The organism is Serratia sp. LS-1 (assembly GCF_003719595.1).
Classification (GTDB): Bacteria; Pseudomonadota; Gammaproteobacteria; order Enterobacterales; family Enterobacteriaceae; genus Serratia; species Serratia ureilytica.
Map to the genome: position 1 here is coordinate 3292346 of NZ_CP033504.1, position 21860 is coordinate 3314205.

General features: G+C 61.5%; 20 protein-coding genes. 5 read left to right on the top strand and 15 right to left on the bottom strand.

Translation table 11 applies throughout. The features are described from left to right. Positions 1 to 182: 182 nt before the first annotated feature. A complete protein-coding gene (gene purL / locus EDY99_RS15775; RefSeq protein ID WP_123061915.1) occupies positions 183 to 4073 on the bottom strand; it encodes a phosphoribosylformylglycinamidine synthase in 3891 nt (1296 codons plus the stop codon). A 278-nt stretch (positions 4074 to 4351) separates the two neighbouring features. Here purL and mltF point away from each other — a divergent pair, with 278 nt between their 5' ends. Next, a complete protein-coding gene (gene mltF / locus EDY99_RS15780; protein WP_033644113.1) occupies positions 4352 to 5812 on the top strand; it encodes a membrane-bound lytic murein transglycosylase MltF in 1461 nt (486 codons plus the stop codon). On the opposite strand, the gene tadA is transcribed toward mltF, so the two are convergent. After that, a complete protein-coding gene (tadA, locus tag EDY99_RS15785; protein ID WP_033644114.1) occupies positions 5813 to 6319 on the bottom strand; it encodes a tRNA adenosine(34) deaminase TadA in 507 nt (168 codons plus the stop codon). A gap of 117 nt (positions 6320 to 6436) precedes the next feature. On the opposite strand from tadA, the gene EDY99_RS15790 reads away from it, so the two are divergent. Further along, complete coding sequence (locus EDY99_RS15790; RefSeq protein WP_123061916.1) at positions 6437 to 7489, top strand: DUF2157 domain-containing protein; 1053 nt, start codon at positions 6437 to 6439, stop codon at positions 7487 to 7489. Positions 7490 to 7534: 45 nt separating this feature from the next. On the opposite strand, the gene yfhb is transcribed toward EDY99_RS15790, so the two are convergent. The 3 genes from yfhb to murQ are packed head-to-tail and all read right to left on the bottom strand — an operon-like array spanning position 7535 to position 10468. Then, on the bottom strand, positions 7535 to 8191 hold the full coding sequence (gene yfhb / locus EDY99_RS15795) for a phosphatidylglycerophosphatase C (protein WP_123061917.1): 657 nt from the start codon (positions 8189 to 8191) through the stop codon (positions 7535 to 7537). Positions 8192 to 8194: 3 nt separating this feature from the next. Further along, on the bottom strand, positions 8195 to 9556 hold the full coding sequence (locus EDY99_RS15800; RefSeq protein WP_033644117.1) for a PTS transporter subunit EIIC: 1362 nt from the start codon (positions 9554 to 9556) through the stop codon (positions 8195 to 8197). 18 nt (positions 9557 to 9574) lie between these two features. After that, positions 9575 to 10468: an N-acetylmuramic acid 6-phosphate etherase gene (gene murQ, locus EDY99_RS15805; protein ID WP_033644118.1), complete on the bottom strand. Its 894-nt coding sequence runs from the start codon at positions 10466 to 10468 to the stop codon at positions 9575 to 9577. Between the two features lie 167 nt (positions 10469 to 10635). On the opposite strand from murQ, the gene EDY99_RS15810 reads away from it, so the two are divergent. Then, positions 10636 to 11484 carry a MurR/RpiR family transcriptional regulator gene (locus EDY99_RS15810; RefSeq protein WP_033644119.1) on the top strand — a complete coding sequence of 283 codons (849 nt, stop codon included), beginning with the start codon at positions 10636 to 10638 and terminating at the stop codon, positions 11482 to 11484. 53 nt (positions 11485 to 11537) lie between these two features. Further along, the gene (locus EDY99_RS15815; protein ID WP_033632309.1) at positions 11538 to 11798 is read left to right on the top strand and encodes a YfhL family 4Fe-4S dicluster ferredoxin; all 261 of its coding nucleotides are present in this window, start codon (positions 11538 to 11540) and stop codon (positions 11796 to 11798) included. 46 nt (positions 11799 to 11844) lie between these two features. On the opposite strand, the gene acpS is transcribed toward EDY99_RS15815, so the two are convergent. From acpS to lepA, 7 genes are all read right to left on the bottom strand, one after another. After that, positions 11845 to 12225, bottom strand: a complete 381-nt coding sequence (gene acpS, locus EDY99_RS15820) for a holo-ACP synthase (RefSeq protein ID WP_004929169.1) — start codon at positions 12223 to 12225, stop codon at positions 11845 to 11847. Next, the gene (pdxJ, locus tag EDY99_RS15825) at positions 12225 to 12956 is read right to left on the bottom strand and encodes a pyridoxine 5'-phosphate synthase (protein WP_033644120.1); all 732 of its coding nucleotides are present in this window, start codon (positions 12954 to 12956) and stop codon (positions 12225 to 12227) included. The genes acpS and pdxJ overlap by 1 nt, the downstream gene beginning before the upstream one ends. A gap of 71 nt (positions 12957 to 13027) precedes the next feature. After that, positions 13028 to 13759, bottom strand: coding sequence for a DNA repair protein RecO (recO, locus tag EDY99_RS15830; RefSeq protein WP_015378804.1), 732 nt, complete (start codon positions 13757 to 13759; stop codon positions 13028 to 13030). Between the two features lie 6 nt (positions 13760 to 13765). Continuing rightward, positions 13766 to 14674 carry a GTPase Era gene (era, locus tag EDY99_RS15835; protein ID WP_004929162.1) on the bottom strand — a complete coding sequence of 303 codons (909 nt, stop codon included), beginning with the start codon at positions 14672 to 14674 and terminating at the stop codon, positions 13766 to 13768. Continuing rightward, complete coding sequence (gene rnc, locus EDY99_RS15840) at positions 14671 to 15351, bottom strand: ribonuclease III (protein WP_004929158.1); 681 nt, start codon at positions 15349 to 15351, stop codon at positions 14671 to 14673. Before rnc ends, era begins: the two co-directional genes overlap by 4 nt. 234 nt (positions 15352 to 15585) lie before the next feature. Next, positions 15586 to 16563 (bottom strand): signal peptidase I, encoded by a 978-nt coding sequence (lepB, locus tag EDY99_RS15845; RefSeq protein WP_033644122.1) that lies wholly within the window; start codon positions 16561 to 16563, stop codon positions 15586 to 15588. 32 nt (positions 16564 to 16595) lie between these two features. Beyond that, positions 16596 to 18395, bottom strand: coding sequence for a translation elongation factor 4 (lepA, locus tag EDY99_RS15850; RefSeq protein ID WP_019452315.1), 1800 nt, complete (start codon positions 18393 to 18395; stop codon positions 16596 to 16598). Between the two features lie 519 nt (positions 18396 to 18914). Here lepA and EDY99_RS15855 point away from each other — a divergent pair. Continuing rightward, a complete protein-coding gene (locus EDY99_RS15855; RefSeq protein ID WP_033644123.1) occupies positions 18915 to 19751 on the top strand; it encodes a hypothetical protein in 837 nt (278 codons plus the stop codon). Here EDY99_RS15855 and rseC read toward each other — a convergent pair. The 3 genes from rseC to rseA are packed head-to-tail and all read right to left on the bottom strand — an operon-like array spanning position 19748 to position 21833. Further along, positions 19748 to 20224 (bottom strand): SoxR-reducing system protein RseC, encoded by a 477-nt coding sequence (rseC, locus tag EDY99_RS15860; RefSeq protein WP_033644124.1) that lies wholly within the window; start codon positions 20222 to 20224, stop codon positions 19748 to 19750. The genes EDY99_RS15855 and rseC overlap by 4 nt on opposite strands. Continuing rightward, positions 20224 to 21180 (bottom strand): sigma-E factor regulatory protein RseB, encoded by a 957-nt coding sequence (gene rseB, locus EDY99_RS15865; protein WP_025303948.1) that lies wholly within the window; start codon positions 21178 to 21180, stop codon positions 20224 to 20226. The genes rseC and rseB overlap by 1 nt, the downstream gene beginning before the upstream one ends. After that, a complete protein-coding gene (gene rseA, locus EDY99_RS15870) occupies positions 21180 to 21833 on the bottom strand; it encodes an anti-sigma-E factor RseA (RefSeq protein WP_033644125.1) in 654 nt (217 codons plus the stop codon). Before rseA ends, rseB begins: the two co-directional genes overlap by 1 nt. Positions 21834 to 21860: the final 27 nt, after the last annotated feature.

Consider the following 21860-nt stretch of genomic DNA (forward strand, 5'->3'; position numbering starts at 1 on the left):
CAAACGCCGACAACTAAAGTCAAACCTGTTTACCGGCAATAAAATCAATGGGTTAAATGTCTCCATTTAGCGACAAGCAAACCAGCGCTTGTCGCTAAATGCAGACACTGCCGCCAATCGCCGAGTGCCGGCCATAAAAAAGGGCGCAATTGCTTGCGCCCTCTGTACGGTGGTGGCCGTTTTTAGCCCAGTTGCTTACGGGCGTTGCGGAACATGCGCATCCACGGGCTGTCCTCGCCCCACTCTTCCGGATGCCAGGAGTTGCTGACCGTGCGGAACACGCGTTCCGGGTGCGGCATCATCACCGTGGCACGCCCGCTGGCGCTGGTCACGGCGGTAATGCCGTTCGGCGAACCGTTCGGGTTAGCCGGGTAAGCTTCCGTCACCTGACCGGCGTTGTTGACGAAACGCAGCGCCACCAAACCGTGGCTTTCCAGCGCCGCCAGATGCGCAGCATCGCGCACTTCGACATGCCCTTCACCGTGGGAAACGGCGATCGGCATACGCGAACCGGTCATGCCCTGCAGGAACAGCGACGGGCTGGCCGCCACTTCCACCAGGCTGAAGCGCGCCTCGAAACGATCCGACAGGTTGCGCACAAAGCGCGGCCAGTGTTCTGCGCCCGGGATCAGCTCGCGCAGGTTGGACATCATCTGGCAGCCGTTGCACACGCCCAGCGCCAGCGTCTGCGGACGGTGGAAGAACGCTTCGAACTCGTCGCGTACCCGCTCGTTGAACAAGATAGACTTCGCCCAACCTTCGCCGGCGCCCAGGACGTCGCCGTAAGAGAAGCCGCCGCAGGCCACCAGCGTGTGGAAGTCCTGCAGATCGCGGCGCCCCGCCAGCAGATCGCTCATGTGTACATCCACGGCGTCAAAGCCGGCGCGGTGGAACGCCGCCGCCATTTCAACGTGGGAGTTCACCCCCTGCTCGCGCAGCACCGCCACTTTCGGGCGAGCGCCCTTGGCGATATACGGCGCGGCGATGTCTTCCTCCGGTGCGAAGGTCAGCTTCACGTTCAGGCCGGGATCTTGTTCATCCTGCTTGGCCTGATGTTCCTGATCGGCGCACGCCGGGTTGTCGCGCAGGCGCTGCATCTGCCAGGTCGTTTCCGCCCACCAGGTGCGCAGGGTATTGCGGCTTTCGCTGTACAACGCTTTGCCGTGCTGATTGATGACGAAACGATCGCCGGCCTGTACGCTGCCGATGCGATGCACGTTGTCGGTCAGACCGTGCTGCGCGAACGCCCGCTTCACGTCGTCGAGACGTTCGGCGCTCACCTGGATCACCGCGCCCAGCTCTTCGTTGAACAGCACCGCCAGCGCATCGTCGCCGAGGCCATCGAGGTTAACCTCTACGCCGCAGTGACCGGCGAAGGCCATCTCCGCCAGCGTCACCAGCAGGCCGCCGTCAGCGCGGTCGTGATAAGCCAGCAGCGCGCGATCGGCCACCAGCTGCTGCATGGCGTTGAAGAAGCCCGCCAGCTGCGCGACATCGCGCACATCGGCCGGTTTGTCGCCCAGTTGGCGATAAACCTGCGCCAGCGCGGTAGCACCCAGCGCGTTATGGCCGTTGCCCAGGTCGATCAACAGCAGCGCGCTGTCGCCCTTATCGGTGCGCAATTGCGGCGTCACGGTGTGGCGCACGTCTTCCACGCGGGCGAAGGCGGTGATGACCAGCGACAGCGGCGAGGTCATTTCACGCTGTTCATTGCCTTCCTGCCAGCGGGTTTTCATCGACATGGAGTCTTTGCCCACCGGAATGGTGATGCCCAGCGCCGGGCACAGCTCTTCGCCCACCGCTTTCACCGCTTCGTACAGGCCGGCGTCTTCACCCGGGTGGCCGGCGGCGGCCATCCAGTTGGCGGACAGCTTCACGCGCTTCAGGCTGCCGATTTCCGTGGCGGCCAGGTTGGTCAGCGCTTCCCCGACCGCCAGGCGGCCGGAGGCGGCGAAGTCCAGCAGCGCCACAGGCGCGCGTTCGCCGAGCGACATCGCTTCGCCATAATAGCTGTCCAGACTGGCGGTGGTGACCGCGCAGTCGGCTACCGGGATCTGCCACGGGCCGACCATTTGGTCGCGCGCCACCATGCCGGTGACGGTGCGGTCGCCGATGGTGATCAGGAAGGTTTTCTCCGCGACGGCCGGCAGATGCAGCACGCGCTTCACCGCGTCGGCCAGCGTGATGTTCTCACGCTGTACCGCCTGGCCCTGCGCCTGCAGACGGGTCACGTCGCGGGTCATCTTCGGCGTCTTGCCGAGCAGCACGTCCAGCGGCATGTCGATCGGCTGATTGTCGAAGTGACGATCGTTCAACGTCAGATGTTGCTCTTCGGTCGCTTCGCCGATCACCGCGTAAGGCGCGCGCTCGCGGCGGCAGATCTCGTCGAACTGCGCCATCTGCGCCGGGGCGATCGCCATCACGTAACGTTCCTGCGATTCGTTGCACCATACTTCCAGCGGACTCATGCCCGGCTCGTCGTTGAGGATGTCGCGCAGTTCGAAGCGGCCGCCGCGGCCGCCGTCGCTCACCAGCTCCGGCATGGCGTTGGACAGGCCGCCGGCGCCGACGTCATGGATAAACAGGATCGGGTTCTGGTCGCCCAGCTGCCAGCAGCGGTCGATCACTTCCTGACAGCGGCGTTCCATTTCCGGGTTGTCGCGCTGCACCGACGCGAAGTCCAAATCGGCATCGGACTGGCCGGACGCCATCGATGACGCCGCGCCGCCGCCCAGACCGATATTCATCGCCGGGCCGCCCAGCACCACCAGCTTGGCGCCGACGGTGATTTCCCCTTTCTGCACGTGATCGGCGCGGATGTTGCCGATACCGCCCGCCAGCATGATCGGTTTGTGGTAGCCGCGCAGCTCAACGCCGTTGTGGCTGTTGACGCGCTCTTCATAGGTACGGAAGTAGCCCAGCAGCGCCGGACGACCGAATTCGTTGTTGAACGCCGCGCCGCCCAGCGGGCCTTCGGTCATGATATCCAGCGCGGTGACGATGCGTTCCGGCTTGCCGAAGTCCTGCTCCCACGGCTGTTCAAAGCCGGGAATGCGCAGGTTGGACACCGAGAAGCCCACCAGGCCGGCCTTCGGCTTGGCGCCGCGGCCGGTGGCGCCTTCGTCACGGATCTCGCCGCCGGAGCCGGTCGCGGCGCCCGGCCACGGCGAGATCGCCGTCGGGTGGTTGTGAGTTTCCACCTTCATCAGGATATGCGCGTCTTCCTGATGGTAGTCGTACGTGCCGTTCTCCGGCGCGGCGAAGAAGCGGCCGACCTGCGAGCCTTCCATCACTGCGGCGTTGTCTTTATACGCCGACAGCACATAGTCCGGCGTCTGCTCATAGGTGTTCTTGATCATTTTGAACAGCGACTTGGGCTGCTGTTCGCCGTCGATGATCCAGTCGGCATTGAAAATCTTGTGGCGGCAGTGCTCAGAGTTGGCCTGCGCAAACATATAGAGTTCGATATCCGTCGGGTTGCGCCCCAAACCGGTAAAGGCATTCAGCAGGTAATCGATCTCGTCCTGCGCCAGCGCCAGGCCGAGCCGGACGTTGGCCTGCTCCAGCGCGGCGCGCCCTGCGCCCAGCACGTCGACCGACTGATACGGCGCCGGCTGATGGTGCGCGAACAGCTGTTCAGCCTGTTGCAGCTCGCTGAAGACGGTTTCCATCATGCGATCGTGCAGCAGCGCGGCGAGCTGGTGCCACTGGGCTTCGGTCAGCTCAGGCGCCTTGACGTAGAACGCCAGACCGCGCTCCAGCCGCAGCACCTGTTGCAAACCGCAGTTGTGGGCGATGTCGGTGGCTTTGGAAGACCAGGGGGAAATGGTGCCCGGGCGCGGCGTGACCAGCAGCAGCCGGCCTTCGGGGGCGTGTTCGGCGAGAGAAGGACCGTACTTGAGCAAGCGCTGAAGTTTGGCGTGTTCTTCGGCACTTAGCGGTGCGCTAACATCGGCAAAGTGGACATACTCGGCGTAGATATCACTGACGGGCAGGTGGGCGTCCTGGCAGCGGGACAGCAGTTTGGTAATGCGAAAAGCCGATAAAGCGGGCGAACCACGCAGAATTTCCATAATCAAAGTTCTCTCGTCTTCGAAGCGACGGATAAGACGCTTCATTGGGCGCAACAGGGGAAAACGCGCGTCATTATAGAGAATCCTCGCCGCCGACGAAACCGTTTGCGTAGGGTTTATTGATAAAAGCGCGCCGCACCGTCGAATTGTCATAACGTGTCAATAAAGTTGCACACTGGCGTTTTGTTGCGCAAAATGCCCCCCGCACTGGTGATTTAACCATGAGAAAAGTCGCGGTTGTCGTCGCCGGCGTACCTGTGCCACCACTGGATAACTATTTGAAACGTCTTAAAATAAACTACATCCTCATCGGCGTTGTCACCCTGCTTCTGGCTCTCGCGCTGTGGCCCAATATCACCTGGCGCAGCGGCCAGGGCGGGCAACTCCAGGAGATCATTTCCCGCGGCGAGTTGCGTATCAGCACGCTGAACTCACCGCTGACCTATTTCAACACCAAGCAAGGGCCGGGTGGGCTCGACTACGAACTGGCCAAGCGCTTCGCCAACTACCTCGGGGTAAAACTGGTGGTGATCCCCCATCAGAACATCAATGACCTGTTCGACGATCTGGACGACGACGACGCCGACCTGCTGGCGGCGGGCCTTATCTACAACCAGGAGCGCCTCAGCCGCGCGCGCACCGGCCCCGCCTATTACTCCGTTTCCCAACAGCTGGTGTACCGGCTGGGCACCCCGCGGCCAAAAGGCTTCGCCGACATCAAAGGCAAGTTGGCGGTCGCCTCCGGTTCCGCGCACGTCAGCACGCTAAAGCAGCTCAAACAGGATAAATACCCGGATCTCGCCTGGGAGTCCTCCAGCGATCTCACCTCCAAAGAGCTGCTGGAGCGGGTTGCCGACGGCAAGCTGGACTATACCCTCGGCGATTCGGTGACCATCGCGTTGCTGCAGCGCATCCATCCGCAGCTGGCGGTGGCGTTCGACGTCACCGACGAAGAGCCGGTCACCTGGTACCTCAAACGCGACGGCGACGACAGCCTGTACGCGGCGATGCTGGATTTCTACAGTCAAATGGTGGACGACGGCACCCTGGCGCGGCTGGAAGAGAAATACCTCGGCCACGTCGGCAGCTTCGACTACGTGGATACCAAAACCTTCCTGTCGGCCATCGACTCGGTGCTGCCCAACTTCCGCCCGCTGTTCGAGAAACACGCCAACGAGATCGACTGGAAGCTGCTGGCGGCCATCGCCTATCAGGAATCGCACTGGAATCCGCAGGCCACCTCCCCCACCGGCGTGCGCGGCCTGATGATGCTGACCCGCGCCACCGCCGACGGCCTGGGGGTCAACGATCGCCTCGATCCGGAAGAGAGCATTCAGGGCGGCGCCCTTTACCTGCAGCGGCTGATGGCCAAGGTGCCGGACAGCGTGCCGGAAGATGAGCGCATCTGGTTCTCGCTGGCGGCCTACAACATGGGCTGGGGCCATATGCTGGACGCGCGCAAGCTGACCAAAACGCAAAAAGGCAACCCGGACAGCTGGGTCGACGTCAAACAGCGTCTGCCGATGCTCAGCCAAAAGCGCTACTACCCGCAGCTGACCTATGGCTATGCGCGCGGGCGCGAAGCCTACAATTATGTAGAAAACATCCGCCGCTACCAGGTCAGCCTGGTGGGTTATCTGCAGGAGAAAGAGAGAAAGGCGGCGCAGGCGGCCGCCGAGCAGGAAGCGTTGGGAAAAGGCTATCCGACGGTGATGCCGGAACTGGCGCTCAACTACTGATTATTCCGGCTTATCCGCCGCCCGCTGCGCCAGCTTGAGCGCTTTTTTCTGTTCGCGGCGCAGGCGGAAGAAATTGCTCAGGGTGGCGGCGCATTCGTCCGCCAGCACGCCCGAGACGATCTCTACCTGATGATTCATGCCCGGATGGCGCAAAATATCCACCAGCGAACCGGCCGCGCCGGTTTTCTCGTCGGCGGCGCCGTACACCAACCGGCGGATGCGGCTGTGCACCATCGCGCCGGCGCACATCACGCAGGGTTCCAGCGTGACGTACAGCGTGGCGTTCAACAAGCGGTAGTTTTGCAGCACCGCGCCGCCCTGGCGCAGCGCCATGATCTCGGCGTGCGCGGTAGGATCGTGCCGGCCGATCGGCCGGTTCCAGCCCTCGCCGATGACCTGATTGTCCAGCACCAGCAGCGCACCCACCGGCACCTCGCCCTCTTCCTGCGCGCGCAGGGCCAGCTGCAATGCCTGACGCATCCAGTACTCATCGTTATATTCAGTCATCGCATAATTCCTCGTGCGCTTTTGCGGCGGGCATTATACACACTAGCCTCCCTTTGTCGTAGCCGCCCGCCAATGGCTATACTGGCCACATCAGCGTGTGATTCAGGGACAAGAAACATGAAACTCAGTAAAAAGAACGCCGTCGTGGTGCGCAAGGCGCTGGACGGCTGGGTTGGGGAAGGTGCCTTGACCCCCGAGCAACAACAGCAACTGCTGCTGCATGTGGACGTGCAGCCTTTCGACTGGCGACGGCTGGCGCGCTATGCGTTTCTCGCCGCGCTGGCCTCGTTGCTGATCGCCGTCACCAGCCTGTTCGCCGACAGCGCACTGCTTGAATGGCTGAGCGAACTGTTCCGCTTCGACGCGCCGGTGCGCATGGCGATCGCCGGCCTACTGGCGGCGCTGGCCTACGTCTGGGCGCTGCGTCGTCGTCAACGCCACCCGGAAAAACGCTACGGCAATGAGGCGGCGCTGTTTGTCGCCGTGTTGCTCACCGCCTGCGCCTTATGGCAACTGGGCGTCTGGCTGGATAACGGCAGCGGGCGGGTTTCCGTGCTGCTGCTGGTCGCCGCGCTGCTGTACGGCGCCATCGGCTGGTTCAGCCGCTCCGGGCTGGTATGGTGGTTCGCCCTGTTGTCGCTCGGCAATGCCTTCGGCGCCGAGACCGGCTACCTGTCCGGCTGGGGCGCCTACTGGCTCGGCATGAGCTACCCGATTCGCTTTATCGCCTTCGGCGCGGTGCTGATCGCCGCCGCATTGCTGCTGCGGCCGCTATTGGCGCAGCGCGGCCTGCAGCGGGTATCGCTGGCGATGGGCCTGCTGTACCTGTTCATCGCGCTGTGGCTGCTGTCCATCTTCGGCAACTACGGCGATCTCGACAGCTGGTACCGCACGCGCCAGATTGAGCTGTTCCACTGGAGCCTGCTGTTCGGGCTGGCCGCCTTCGCCGCCATCTGGCTGGGGTTGAAGCATGACGACGCCATGCTACGCGGTTTCGGGCTGACCTTCCTCGGTATCAACCTCTATACCCGCCTGTTCGAATTTTTCTGGGACAGCATGCCGAAGACGATTTTCTTCGCGCTGCTCGGCCTGAGCCTGTGGGCGTTGGGGCATTATGCGGAGAAGATTTGGCAGCTCGGACGCAAACCGCACGACGTAACCGAAGACTGATCGCGGCAGCGATAACAGCAAAGGGCGGAATTCTCCGCCCTTTGTTTATTCCAGCTGCTGCAGCTCGCCCTGCTTACTCACCCGCCAACGGTGCTCGCAAAAAAACAGCAGCGGGTTATCCTGCTTGCTGTCGCTGTAACCGCTGTACAGCTTCAGCGGCGCGCCGAGCCGTTGCTCCAGCTGCACCACTTTTTGTACGCCCAGACAGCGCAAGGTCAGCACCCAGCCGCCATAGCGGCGCGCGATGCGGCTGCCGACCAACCGCACCCGCGGCAGAAACGCCGAATCCCGATACACCTGCGCCACCAGTTGCTCCGGCGAGCCGGTAATCAGCCACACCTCGGCATCGTGCTCATCCAGATACTGCCGCAAGCGCATTTGCACCACCGGAAACGCAGTTACCCTCTGGCGGAAAACCTCGATAAACTGCCGCTCCAGCGCCTTCAGCGTCGCTTCGGTACGCCCGAAGGTGATAGCCCACAGCAGCAGGCTCATCGGCCAGCGCGCGGCGCGCCCCAGCAGCAACAGCGCCAGGCCAATCAATGGCAACAGCGGTATCACCAGCAGCAAATTCAGCGGTAAACGGCGCAGCAGGAAACGCAAGAAACTGCCGAACATATCCTCCTGATGCAGAGTGCCGTCCAGATCGAAAAAGACCACGCGGCGCCCTGCTGCGGCCGACGGTTGCTGCTTGTCGTTCAAACGCTACTCCTCGGGATCGTTGAACCCCATCATCCAGGTGAAGAGAAAACCGGCGATAATCGTAATCAGCATCCCCGCCAGATACAACATCACCTTACCTGAGACGATGGTCAACGCCAAAGGCAGCCCCGAAATGCCAAAGGTAATCACCGTCGCCACTTTCCAGTAGCTGATCAGCGCGCCGCCTACCGCACCGCCGAGGCAGGCGCCTATAAACGGCCGGCCCAGCGGCAGCGTCACCCCGAAGATCAGCGGCTCGCCGATGCCGAGAATGCCGACCGGCAACGCCCCTTTGATCACCTTCTTCAGCCGCGCGTTACGGGTTTTCAACAGCACCGCCAGCGCCGCCCCCACCTGACCGACGCCGGCCATCGCCAGGATCGGCAACAGCGGGTTGGAACCGTGCGCCTGCACCAGCTCGACGTGGATCGGCACCAGCCCCTGGTGCAAGCCAGACAGCACCAGCGGCAGGAACAGCCCGGAGAGCAGCGCCCCGACAAGCAGCCCGCCCTTGTCGATCGCCAGATTGGCGCCGTGGGCGATGGCATCGGAAATGGCGCCGCCGATCGGCTGCAGGATCAGGATCGCCAACGAGGCGGTCACCAGCGTGGTCAGCAGCGGATTGAGGATCAGTTCGACCGACTCCGGCAGCAGCGTGCGCAGGCGTTTCTCCACCCAGCACATCAACGCCACCACCAGCAGTACGGCGATCACCCCGCCGCGCCCCGGCTGCAGCGCCTCGCCGAACAGGGTGATCTGCGCCAGCGCCGGGCTGGAAAGGATCCCGGCCATCACGCCGCCCATCGCCTGTGAGCCGCCGAACACCCGCGCGGCGTTCACCCCAACCAGAATGTTCATGATGGCGAACACCGCGCTGCCGAAGATCGCCAGCAGCCCCAGCGCGTTCGGGTAGTCCAACGCCAACTGTCCGGCGATGTCGGGCCGTTTCAGCAGGTTGATGATGCCAGTGATCAGCCCCGAGGCGATAAACGCCGGGATCAGCGGAATAAAAACGTCGGCCAGCTTTTTCAGCGCGCCGCTCATCGGCGCCGCGTATTTCTGTTTGGCCTGCGCCTTGGTGCGGGCGGCGTCACCAACGGCGGGCTGCGCGCTGCCGCTCAGCAAAGCGCGCATGGCGTCCACCACCTTGGCGGCGGCGCCCGGGCCGACGATAAACTGATGCTGTTCACCCTGCTTGATATAGCCCTTCACGCCGGGCAACTGCTTGAGGGCCGCCAGATCCAGACGCTGTTCGTCGCTGACCTCGACGCGCACCCGCGTCATGCAGTTTTCCAGTTTGAGGATATTGCCCTCGCCCCCCACGCCCGCCAGGATCTGTGTCGCTAATGCCGTTGTCTTGTCCATCGCCGCCCCCACCGTGAATTAACGCGCCAACGCCGCGCGCAGGTAGCCGTCGTGCCGCTGCAGCCGCTGCTGCGCCTCATCGGCGCTGACGCCGGCTAAAATCATCAGGATCGCCGGTTTGACCTCAAAGCCGGTCTGCGCCAGCGCCGCCTCCGCCTGAGCGCGTTCGGCGCCGGTGGCCTCCACCACGATGCGGCAGGCGCGATCCACCAGTTTGACGTTGGTGGCCTTCACGTCCACCATCAGGTTCTGGTAGACCTTGCCCAGCTTGACCATCGCGCCGGTCGACAGCATGTTGAGCACCAGCTTCTGCGCGGTGCCGGATTTCAGGCGCGTCGAACCGGTCAGCGCCTCCGGCCCCACCACCGGCGAGATCGCCACCTGCGCTTCGTGCGCGATCGGCGAATCCGGGTTGCAGGAGATGGCCGCCGTCGGGCAACCCAGCCCGCGCGCATAGCGCAGCGCGCCAATCACATAAGGCGTGCGCCCCGAGGCCGCCAACCCCACCACCATATCGACGGCGGTCAGGTTCAGCGCCCGGAGGTCGGCCTCGCCCAGGGCTGCGTCATCTTCCGCCCCTTCCACCGCTTTGAGCAGCGCGCCCGGCCCGCCGGCGATTAGCCCCACCACCACGCCGTGCGGCACGCCGAAGGTCGGCGGGCACTCGGAGGCATCCAATACGCCCAGGCGCCCGCTGGTGCCGGCGCCCAAATAAATCAGCCGCCCGCCGGCCTTCAGCGCCACCGCGGCCAAATCGACCGCCTGCGCGATCGCCGGCAGCACCTTTTCAATCGCCTCCGGCACCTTGCGATCTTCCTGGTTAAAGCAGCGGACCATGTCCAGCGTCGACATCTCATCCAGCCCCATGGTGGCCGGGTTGCGGGTTTCCGATACCAGTGCGCCTAAGTTCATCTGTTCACCTTTGAATTTTTAATTCACAAAATTAAATCAATATTTGAATATTTTATTCAACAAAGCGAGCGCTATTTGCTATTTTAACGACGAGCTCACAAAAATTTTCACCGCGCGTTTTCGCTGCCTGCGTGGCAAAATGGCCGCTGGTTTCCAGGGAAAGATCAATGAGTACCCTTCTGCGCATTCGCCAGATGTATCCGACACTGGCGCAAAACGACCGCAAGCTGGCGGATTTTTTGCTGAACAACGCCGAACAGGCGCGCCATCTCAGCTCGCAAAAGCTGGCCCAGCTGGCCGGCGTCAGCCAATCGAGCGTGGTGAAGTTCGCCCAAAAGCTGGGCTATAAAGGTTTCCCGGCGCTGAAGCTGGCGCTGAGCGAGACGCTGGCCCAGCCGCAGGCCGAACCGGTAGTGACCGTTCATAACCACATTCTCAGCAGCGACACGCTGAAAACCGTCGGTGAAAAGCTGTTGGCGGAAAAGCAGGCGGCGCTGCGCGCGACGCTGGACATCAACAGCGAAGAACGGCTGCATCAGGCGCTGGACATGCTGCGCCAGGCGCGCCGGGTGATGCTGATCGGCATCGGCGCCTCCGGGCTGGTGGCCAAGGATTTTTCCTTCAAGCTGCTGAAAATCGGGGTGATGGCGGTGGCCGAAGCGGATATGCACGTTCAACTGGCGGCGGTGCAGGCGCTGGACAAACGCGATCTGCTGGTGGCGATCTCCTTCAGCGGCGAGCGGCGTGAAATCAATCTGGCGGCGGAAGAAGCGCGCCAGGCCGGCGCCAGGGTGCTGGCGCTGACCAGCTTCTCGCCCAACGGCCTGCAGCAACGCGCCGATCACTGCCTCTATACCATCGCCGAAGAGCCCCGCACCCGCAGCGCGGCCATCTCTTCCAGCACGGCCCAGTACGCTCTCACCGACCTGCTGTTTATGGCGCTGATCCAGCACGACCTCGATCATGCCCGCGACCGTATCAGGCACAGCGAACAATTGATGAAAAAGTTGGTTTAACCGGTATAATCGCCGCTGCGAAAAATACCCCTGTTAATAATGAGAGATACGTCATGGCCCTGCTAATCACACGCAAATGCATCAACTGCGACATGTGCGAGCCGGAATGCCCGAACCAGGCGATTTCGATGGGCGATGAGATCTACCAAATCGATACCGACCGCTGCACCGAGTGCGTTGGCCATTACGATACGCCAACCTGTCAGCAGGTCTGCCCGATCGACAACACCATCATTACCGATCCGCAGCATCGCGAGACTAATGAGCAGCTGTGGGATAAGTTCGTGGTGTTGCACCACGCCGATCGCATTTAACCCGCCGCAGGACTGACAAGGGCGCCGCAGGGCGCCCTTTCTATTTTCAGCTTTCGACGATCACCGTCGCGCAGGCATAGCGCCTTTCATCGGCCAGCGAAACGTGGATCGCGGTGACCCCCATCTCCCCCGCCAGCTCGGCGGCGCGGCCGTGCAAACGAATATTCGGTTTGCCCAGCGCATCGTTGAACACCTCGAACTGGTTGAACGCCAGGCCGTTGCGAATGCCGGTGCCGAACGCCTTGGCGGCGGCCTCTTTCACGGCGAAACGCTTGGCCAGAAAGCGAATCGGCTGCTGGTGCTGCTGGTACAGCGCCCATTCGGCGTCGCTCAGCACGCGGCGCGCCAGACGATCGCCGCTGCGCTCCACCACCGCTTCGATACGCGCCATCTCGACGATGTCGGTACCCAGCCCGAGCACCGCCATTACCGGCGCGCTTCCCGCATCAGCACTTTCATGTCGGCAACCGCAGCCGGCAGCCCGCTCATCACCGCCTGGCCGATAATCGCATGGCCGATGTTCAGCTCGTGCATTTCCGGCAGCGCGGCGATCGGCTGCACGTTGTGATAGGTCAGGCCGTGGCCGGCGTTGACCTTCAGCCCCTTCTCGGCCGCGTAGGCGGCGGCGACCGCGATGCGGCGCAGCTCGGCCTGTACCGCCAGCTCGCCCTGCGCTTCGGCGTAGGCGCCGGTGTGGATTTCGATATAGGGGGCGCCCACCGCCACCGCCGCGTCGATTTGGCGGTGATCGGGATCGATGAACAGCGAGACCAGAATGCCCACCTGCGCCAGGCGCTCGACCGCCACGCTCATTTTGTCCAGCTGGCCGGCAACGTCCAGGCCGCCTTCGGTAGTCACTTCTTCACGCTTTTCCGGCACGAGGCAGCAGAAGTGCGGCTTCAGCTCCACGGCGATGTCCAGCATCTCGTCGGTCACCGCCATCTCCAGATTCATGCGCGTCTGGATGGTCTGGCGCAGCAAACGCACGTCGCGGTCGGTGATGTGGCGGCGGTCTTCGCGCAGATGCACGGTAATGCCGTCGGCCCCCGCCTGTTCGGCAATGAATGCCGCCTGAACCGGATCCGGGTATTGGGTTCCGCGCGCGTTACGTAACGTGGCGATGTGATCGATATTGACGCCCAGCAGTAAATCAGCCATGACAACCTCTAAATACGATTTTCAGTGCCAGCAGTTTACACGCGGGTGCAGAACGGCAAAAGGAGAAAAGGTCAGGCGTCGTCGACCGGCGTATTCGGCTGCTTGCGCACGAATTGACGGAACAGTTCGCGGCTCTTCAACGGCTTGCCGCCGAGGTAGGGTTTCAGCGCCATGCGGGTGAAACGCTTGGCGGCGCGCAGCGTCTCGGCATCGGGAAACTGCCGCTCCGCCAGCGCGCGCAGTTCGCGCCCGGTGAAGCTGTAGTGATCCACCACCAGGCTGGCGATAAAGCCCTTCTCTTCGCGGTAGCGGTAGGTCATGGCGTCATCCACCGGCAGGCCGCTGCCGGCGCAGTGCAGGAAATCAAGGCCGTAACCCAGGTGCTGCAACAAGGCCAGTTCGAACTGGCGCAACGCCTGTTCCGGCGAGCTGTCTTCCGCTGCCAGCGCCTGCAGGCACTGCAGGTAGTCGAAGAACAGCACCGAGTAGTTGGTTTCCTGCTCCAGCACGCGCGCCAGCAGTTCGTTCACGTACAGGCCGCTGTAAAGCATCATGCCGCTGAGGGGTAAACCGAGAGAGACCGCTTCGGCGTTGCGCAGCGTTTTCACTTCGCCGCGGCCGCCCCAGCGCACTAACAGGGGGGTAAAGGGCTGCAGGCAACCCTTCAGATTGGAGCGGCGGCTGCGCGCGCCTTTTGCCAGCAAGCGCACCCGCCCATGACCTTCGGTAAACAGATCCAGCATCAGACTGGTTTCACTGTACGGCCGCCCATGCAGGACGAAAGCGCGCTCCCAGCCGTCCACGGATCGTTACTTCAGATCGTCAACATAGCCCAGGCTGCGCAGCGCACGTTCGTCGTCCGCCCAACCGGATTTCACTTTCACCCACAGCTCCAGATGCACTTTGGCATCGAACATCTGTTCCATGTCCTGGCGCGCTTCGATGCCGATGGTTTTGATCTTGGCGCCCTTGTTGCCGATGACCATTTTCTTCTGGCCTTCGCGCTCGACCAGGATCAGGCCGTGCACATCGTAGCCGCCGCGATCGTTAGCCACGAACTGTTCGATTTCCACCGTCACCGAATACGGCAGCTCTTCACCCAGGAAACGCATCAGCTTCTCGCGGATGATCTCGGACGCCATAAAGCGCTGGGACCGATCGGTGATGTAGTCTTCCGGGAAGTGGTGTTCCGCTTCCGGCAGCAGCTTGCGCACGATGCCGGCGATGGTGTCGACGTTCATCCCTTTCTCGGCGGAGATAGGCACCACGTCGAGGAAATTCATCTGCTGGCTGAGGAACGCAATGTGCGGCAACAGCTTGGATTTGTCGGTGACGTTATCTACCTTGTTGATCGCCAGCAATACCGGGCAGCGCAGGCTGCGCAGCTTGTTGACCACCATTTCGTCGTCGGCGGTCCAGTTGGTGCCTTCGACCACGAAGATAACCAGTTCGACGTCGCCGATCGAGCTGCTGGCCGCGCGGTTCATCAAACGGTTGATGGCGCGTTTTTCTTCGATGTGCAGCCCTGGGGTATCGACGTAGATCGCCTGATAGGCGCCATCGGTGTCGATGCCCATGATGCGGTGACGGGTCGTCTGCGGCTTACGCGACGTAATGGAAACCTTCTGCCCCAGCAGTTGGTTCAGCAACGTCGATTTGCCCACGTTCGGGCGGCCGACGATGGCGATAAAACCGCAGTGTTGTTTTACTTCACTCATTCAAGCTCCAGCTTTTTCAGCGCTTGTTCCGCTGCCGCCTGCTCGGCTTTACGGCGGCTCGAGCCGGTGCCCACCACGGGCTCGCTCAAACCACTCACCTGGCAGTGGATGGTAAACTCTTGGTCGTGCGCTTCACCGCGAACCTGCACCACCAAATAAGAAGGCAACGGCAGATGACGCCCCTGCAAAAATTCCTGCAAACGGGTTTTCGGGTCTTTCTGCTTATCACCGGGGCTGATTTCGTCCAACCGGCTGCGATACCAGTCCAAAATCAGACGCTCGACGGTCTGGATGTCGCTGTCCAGGAACACGCCGCCGATCAATGCCTCCACCGTATCCGCCAGGATTGACTCGCGGCGGAACCCACCACTTTTCAATTCGCCCGGCCCAAGCCGCAGACATTCGCCCAGGTCAAACTCGCGCGCCATCTCCGCCAGCGTGTTGCCGCGCACCAGCGTGGCGCGCATGCGGCTCATATCGCCCTCGTCTACGCGAGGAAAGCGGTGATAGAGCGCATTGGCGATGACAAAGCTAAGAATCGAGTCACCCAGAAACTCAAGACGTTCATTGTGTTTACTGCTGGCGCTGCGGTGAGTCAAAGCCTGCAGTAAAAGCTCCTGCTGTTGAAAAGTGTAGCCCAGCTTCCGCTGCAGCCTGTTTATTACGATGGGGTTCATGAGTTACCAATAGATCAAGAATGCGTCAAAAACTTGCAGCATACGGAACAGGCCTGCTTCGCCGAAAGCCGATCCAAAGCTGTTTCGTTTGCAGTGGCTCCCAGCAGGAGCCAACTTTTATCGCTCGAGAAAGTATTCTACAACGAGTGGAAACATAATGCTGTGTTTATATCCCCTTAATCTTTCACGCCGCAGCAGGCTGCGGCGTGAAATTGACAGGGAATAAATCAGCGATTAATGAATGCCGCCAATCCGGCTGAAACGCACGCCGGTAGGCCACTCGCCTTCCTGCTTTTCAAAGCTCATCCAGATGGCCGTGGCTTTACCCACCAGATTCTTCTCCGGCACAAAGCCCCAGTAACGGCTGTCCGCGCTGTTGTCGCGGTTGTCGCCCATCATGAAGTAATGCCCGGCCGGCACCACCCACTCCGCCAGCGGTTTGCCCGGCTGTTGGTAGTAAGCGCCCACCTGATCCTGCGTGCCCGGCACGGTCAGGATGCGGTGCGTCACGTTGCCCAGGCTCTCCTGACGTTCACGCAGACGAATGCCGCCCTGCGGCACGTTGTCATTCAGCGGGATCTGGTAGAAACCGTTGCTGGCCTCGCCCATGCCGCTGCGGCTGAACAGCTGTACGAAGTCGCTCGGCTGCGCGTCGGCGTAGGTGACCGCCAGCGCGGTATCGCAGGACTGCCCGCTGTTGCACGACGGCTGCACCGTAACGCGCTTATTCACCGGATCGTAAGTAATACGGTCGCCCGGCAGGCCAATCACGCGCTTGATATAATCCAGCTTCGGATCCAGCGGATATTTAAATACCGCAATATCGCCGCGCTTCGGATGACCGGTTTCAATTAGCGTGGTCTGGGTTATCGGATCTTTAATGCCGTAAGCATATTTCTCCACCAGAATGAAATCGCCAATCAACAGCGTCGGCATCATTGAGCCGGACGGGATTTGGAACGGTTCGTAAATAAACGAGCGCACCACAAAGACCAGCAGCAACACCGGGAAGACCGATGCCCCGGTCTCTACCCAGCCTGGCTGCTTAGCCACTTTCGCCAGCGTTTTATCGTCTACTGCGCCCGCGGTCTGCTCGTTGACCGCCGCAATCTTCGCGCGGCGGGCCGGCGCCCATTTAAAGCGCTCGAAGCACCAGATGATCCCGGTGACCAGGGTGGCCAACGCCAGGATCAGGGCAAACATATTCGCCATGCAAACTCCCTCGTTTCGCGAACTCGTCGCGGTTACTTGCCGTCTTTACCGACGTGCAGAATGGCCAGGAACGCTTCCTGCGGCAGCTCGACGTTGCCGACCTGCTTCATGCGCTTCTTACCGTCTTTCTGTTTCTGCAGCAGCTTTTTCTTACGGCTGACGTCACCGCCGTAGCATTTCGCCAGCACGTTTTTACGCAGCTGCTTCACGGTGGAACGCGCGATGATGTGCGTGCCGATCGCCGCCTGAATCGCGATGTCGAACTGCTGACGCGGGATCAGATCTTTCATCTTTTCCACCAATTCACGGCCGCGATACTGCGAGTTGTCGCGGTGGGTGATCAGCGCCAGCGCATCCACGCGCTCGTTGTTGATCAGCACGTCCACGCGCACCATGTCGGAGGCCTGGAAGCGCTTGAAGTTGTAATCCAGCGACGCATAACCGCGCGACGTGGACTTCAGGCGGTCGAAGAAGTCGAGCACCACTTCCGCCATCGGGATTTCATAGGTCAACGCCACCTGGTTGCCGTGGTAGACCATGTTGGTCTGCACGCCGCGTTTCTCAACGCACAGGGTGATGACGTTGCCCAGGTACTCCTGCGGCATCAGCATGTGGCATTCGGCGATCGGCTCGCGCAGTTCCTGGATGTTGTTCAACGGCGGCAGCTTGGATGGGCTGTCGACGTAGATCACTTCTTTGCCGGTGGTTTCCACTTCGTAGACTACCGTCGGCGCGGTGGTGATCAGATCCAGATCGTATTCACGCTCCAGACGCTCCTGAATGATCTCCATGTGCAGCAGACCAAGGAAGCCGCAGCGGAAGCCGAAGCCCAACGCGGTGGAGCTTTCCGGTTCGTAGAACAGGGAGGCGTCGTTAAGGCTCAGCTTGCCCAGCGCATCGCGGAAAGATTCATAGTCGTCGGAGCTGATCGGGAACAGACCGGCGTACACCTGCGGCTTCACTTTTTTGAAGCCCGGCAACGCTTTATCCGCCGGCTGACGCGCCTGCGTCAGGGTATCGCCCACTGGCGCGCCGAGGATGTCTTTGATCGCGCAGACCAACCAGCCCACTTCGCCGCAGTTCAGCACGTCGCGATCGACCTGCTTCGGCGTGAAAATGCCCAAACGATCGGCGTTGTACACCTGGCCGGTGCTCATGACCTTGATCTTGTCGCCCTTGCGCAGCGTGCCGTTCTTGACGCGCACCAGCGACACGACACCCAGGTAGTTATCGAACCAGGAGTCGATGATCAGCGCCTGCAGCGGCGCATCCGGATCGCCCTGCGGCGCAGGAATGTCGCGCACCAGGCGCTCCAGCACGTCGGGCACGCCGACGCCGGTTTTGGCCGAGCAGCGCACGGCATCGGTGGCGTCGATGCCGACGATGTCTTCAATTTCCTGCGCGGCGCGATCCGGATCGGCGGCCGGCAGGTCGATTTTATTCAACACCGGCACCACTTCCAGATCCATTTCGATCGCGGTGTAGCAGTTGGCCAGCGTCTGGGCTTCTACGCCCTGGCCGGCGTCCACCACCAGCAGCGCGCCTTCGCAGGCCGCCAGCGAGCGGGACACTTCATAGGAGAAGTCAACGTGGCCTGGGGTGTCGATAAAGTTAAGCTGATAGGTCTGCCCATCCAGCGCCTTGTAATCCAGCGTGACGCTTTGCGCCTTGATGGTGATGCCGCGCTCGCGCTCCAGATCCATGGAATCGAGCACCTGCGCAGCCATTTCACGGTCGGACAGGCCACCGCAAATTTGGATAATGCGGTCAGACAGCGTCGACTTACCGTGGTCAATATGGGCAATAATGGAGAAATTTCGTATATGCTTCATTATAAAAGTTTTTCTGCCTTGGTATTTCTGAATTACTCGCCTATAGAAACCCGCATGGACCTAAAGCGACAGTGAATGGGTTAGGCCGTCTTGCACCTGAATCGCTGCATTCTACATGCCACACCACTGAAAACCTAGCGATCGGTGCAGTGAAGGCATTCTATTATGCGCAGCTAAATGTTACAGGGCGCCCCGGCTGATGAAAACAGATGTTAACACGGGCTATACGGCCTGAACTCAAGGCTTGCAGGTGCTCCGTGGCCGTCAAACTCCGGCGCTAATACATAACCGGCCGCAGCGCAATAAACCCCTTCTGAAATTATCGAAAAAGAATATTTGGATCAACCTCTTAGAATTCGATTTTGCCCCACATCCTTTAGGAAAAACCCCATATACGCCACCACCGTCCCTCGGATAGAAAGGGCATGAACTCCGCGACAAAACATTATTCCGGGCACTACATCGGCAGCCCACCGGGGTTCACCAGCATATCTGCGTACGTTGATTGGAAGGTGCATTATGATCGATAAAGGGCAAATGCTGAGCCGGCACGATTTTTCGAAGGTCAACTGGGGCATTCTGGCGGCGGCGGCGCTGCTGTTCAGCGTGGGTGCGGCGCTATTGGTGCTGCCGCTGCTGAGCAGCATTGATGAGAATGACGTCATCACGCTGTTGCAGGCCGGCGCGGGCACAATTTTACTCGGCTGTACGCTGCTGGCGCTGCGGCATTACCTGCGCCCGGTGTTGACATATCGGCTCTACGAGCACGGCGTGCGGGTCTTTGACGGCCACCATCACAAAGAGCGTTTCATTCCGTTTGAGAAAATCGGCGACATCTATCGCTTTCGCGGCGGCAAGGCTTTTGGCGGGTTGTTTGACGTCACGGCGTTCCGCGCCGGCGCGGATCAGCCCTGGTGCACGGTCTTCAGCAATGTCGCCCATTCGTGGCGACTGGCGGACGTGATCGTCGATCAGCAGCTGCAGCAGCGCGGGCCATTGGCGTTGAACGCGCTCTATCAGGGGGAGACGGTGTCGTTTCACACGGTTGAGGGCGACGCACGCTGGCTGTGGCAGTTGCTGCTCGGCAAACGGCAAGGCACGCCGACCGAAACGCTGCGGCTGAGCGCCACCCTGCTGACCACTGAACGGGGCAACGTGCCTATCGAGCAGATCCGCGCGTTGGAAAATCATCCGCAGCGCGGCATCCGCTTATTCGACGGCCAGGGCAATGTGCTGTTCGCTATCAACGATGATTCGCTGCTCAGCGCCGATCTGTTCATCGCGCTGCTGGAACATATGATCCACAACCGCATCCCCGCCTATCACAACCCGGCGATGACGCGGCCGTCGGTTTAAATCAGCGGGGAGTTTTCCGCCTGCATGCGCAGTGCGGTAGGCGGTAAGCCAATCTGCAGCACCACCGGCTGATAGTCGGCCTGCTCGCCCAGACGCCGGGCCAAGCGGCGCGCCAGCATAAAGGCCACCCCGCCGCCCAGTACGGCGCCGACTGCCGCCGAGGCGTCGCTGCCGAAACAATATTGCAATAACGCGCCACCCAGCATCATGCCCAGCAGCGGCGTCAGGTAAACCAGCATGGCGGAGCGCAGCAGGCTGCCTTCCGCGATGCCGACCTCGACGCGCTGCCCCGGCTCGAGCGGCTGATCGATATGCACCTGCAGCTGATGCTCGGTTTCCGGCACCAGCTCGTTCAACGCACGCGCGCCACAGCCGGAGCGCGCGGTGCAGCTGCCGCAGCCGGCCTTGGGTTCACAGCGCAGCAGCGCTACGCCCTGTTGCCACGAAACCACCGTGGCCCACTCTTTCATCATTACGGCGATACCTTGAAAGAAATGCTGTCGGCGATGCGTTTGGCCGTCGCCGGCGGCAATTCGCCCACAATCGTGATTTCGTTGCCCGCGCGCACTTCGGTCTGGATGGTGCGGCGCCCTTGACGGTAGTACTGCTGCCCGGCTCCGCTGCCCGCCGGGCTGACGTTGACCGAGAAGCTGAACAAGCCGTCGCTGTAAAGGCGGGATTCAACCGGCACGGCGACGTTAGGCAATTTGCGGCGGTTGCGCGCCACCTCGTCTACCCCCGCCGGCAGCCAGCCGGTGCTCCAGCTCAGCTGGACGTTTTCCACTGCCGGCAGCGACAGCAGCGGCGGCAGGTTGGCTTTGAGCAGCCCCTGCATCGCGCCCTGCACGTCGGCGCCGACCGCGAAGGAGATCACCCGATATTGCTCCAGCGTTTCGCCGTCGCGATCGAGCAAATCCACCCGCAGCGGCAGCTTGGTGTCCTCGTCCATCCAGACGATGTAGCTGTAGCGGGAACCGTCGCGCGCCACCACGCGCAGCACTTCACACGGCCGATCGGCGATGCGGGTGCTGCCCACGGAGATGAAGTCGTAGTACTTGGCCAGGCGGGTGAAATCGGCATAAACGATCGCCGGCAGCGCATCGACGATGTGATCGCCGGTGAGCGTGAACGGCTCCAGGCCGGGTTCGAAGTAGCTGATCCCGCCGCCGCGCTGCAGCACTTCGCGGCGCGGGCCGTCCATGTGCAACAGCTGGCCGAGTGGCACGTTGCCGATCACCGCATGGCGATAGCGCAACGACTCGATTCCCTGCTTGCTGATGCTGATGTAGGCGAGCTCGTAATTGAGAGAACGGCTGGCGCTGCTCATCTGTTGCAATAACGCCCCGGACGCAGTCGGCTGCGCCGGGGCGATGCTGGAATAGAGCAGGCTGCCCGTCAATAAACAAACGGAGAACCAGATTTGCTTCATTACTGCTGTTGCATTCCTAAAGACTGAGTTCCGGGAACCTGAATGGCAGCCTGTTGCGGATTGCTTTGCTCAAGCTGCAGCTGATCCGAATGCAGGCGACGTTGCAGTTCATAGTCCTGCAGCATGGCGTTGATACGCTTACGCTGTTCCTGCACCTGCTGCTGTTGGCCGCTGCCGGTGGAGAAACTGTCGGCAGGAACGCCCAGGCTGACCGGTGAGGCCTGGCCCATGATCGGCAACGTGGTGAAGGCCGGCGATTCGGACGCGTTCGATGACGCAGAAGGCTGGTTGTAGTGCTGCACGCCGACGATGACCGCCAGCGACACGCAGGCCGCCATGCCGATTTGCGTAATCTGGCTCGCCCAAGGACGCACTTTGTCCCAGAACGGCATTTTCTGCCAGGTGTGAGGCTGCGGCTGAGATTCCTGAACGGCGGAAGGCACCAGCCGGGCAGGTTCTTTCTCAAGTGCAGCGGCGACGCGATCGGCGATATCGAAATGCATCACTTGTCCGATATCACCCCGCAGTGTGTCACGTATCAGGTGATAGCTCTGCCAGCTTTGCTGAAGCGTTCGATCTTGCGACAGAGAACTCAACAGCTCGCTGTCGAACGATTCACCATCCATCAGAGCGGAAAGCTTTTCTTTCTGCATGCCTAAGTACCCTTCCTGTGCCCGCCA

What these genes read in the sequence shown, in the direction of transcription:
- purL (WP_123061915.1), bottom strand. Translation starts at nt 4,073, where the DNA reads ATGGAAATTCTGCGTGGTTCGCCCGCTTTATCGGCTTTTCGCATTACC.
- tadA (WP_033644114.1), bottom strand. Translation starts at nt 6,319, where the DNA reads ATGACTGAATATAACGATGAGTACTGGATGCGTCAGGCATTGCAGCTG.
- EDY99_RS15790 (WP_123061916.1), top strand. Translation starts at nt 6,437, where the DNA reads ATGAAACTCAGTAAAAAGAACGCCGTCGTGGTGCGCAAGGCGCTGGAC.
- EDY99_RS15800 (WP_033644117.1), bottom strand. Translation starts at nt 9,556, where the DNA reads ATGGACAAGACAACGGCATTAGCGACACAGATCCTGGCGGGCGTGGGG.
- murQ (WP_033644118.1), bottom strand. Translation starts at nt 10,468, where the DNA reads ATGAACTTAGGCGCACTGGTATCGGAAACCCGCAACCCGGCCACCATG.
- EDY99_RS15810 (WP_033644119.1), top strand. Translation starts at nt 10,636, where the DNA reads ATGAGTACCCTTCTGCGCATTCGCCAGATGTATCCGACACTGGCGCAA.
- EDY99_RS15815 (WP_033632309.1), top strand. Translation starts at nt 11,538, where the DNA reads ATGGCCCTGCTAATCACACGCAAATGCATCAACTGCGACATGTGCGAG.
- acpS (WP_004929169.1), bottom strand. Translation starts at nt 12,225, where the DNA reads ATGGCGGTGCTCGGGCTGGGTACCGACATCGTCGAGATGGCGCGTATC.
- pdxJ (WP_033644120.1), bottom strand. Translation starts at nt 12,956, where the DNA reads ATGGCTGATTTACTGCTGGGCGTCAATATCGATCACATCGCCACGTTA.
- era (WP_004929162.1), bottom strand. Translation starts at nt 14,674, where the DNA reads ATGAGTGAAGTAAAACAACACTGCGGTTTTATCGCCATCGTCGGCCGC.
- rnc (WP_004929158.1), bottom strand. Translation starts at nt 15,351, where the DNA reads ATGAACCCCATCGTAATAAACAGGCTGCAGCGGAAGCTGGGCTACACT.
- lepB (WP_033644122.1), bottom strand. Translation starts at nt 16,563, where the DNA reads ATGGCGAATATGTTTGCCCTGATCCTGGCGTTGGCCACCCTGGTCACC.
- lepA (WP_019452315.1), bottom strand. Translation starts at nt 18,395, where the DNA reads ATGAAGCATATACGAAATTTCTCCATTATTGCCCATATTGACCACGGT.
- EDY99_RS15855 (WP_033644123.1), top strand. Translation starts at nt 18,915, where the DNA reads ATGATCGATAAAGGGCAAATGCTGAGCCGGCACGATTTTTCGAAGGTC.
- rseC (WP_033644124.1), bottom strand. Translation starts at nt 20,224, where the DNA reads ATGATGAAAGAGTGGGCCACGGTGGTTTCGTGGCAACAGGGCGTAGCG.
- rseB (WP_025303948.1), bottom strand. Translation starts at nt 21,180, where the DNA reads ATGAAGCAAATCTGGTTCTCCGTTTGTTTATTGACGGGCAGCCTGCTC.
- rseA (WP_033644125.1), bottom strand. Translation starts at nt 21,833, where the DNA reads ATGCAGAAAGAAAAGCTTTCCGCTCTGATGGATGGTGAATCGTTCGAC.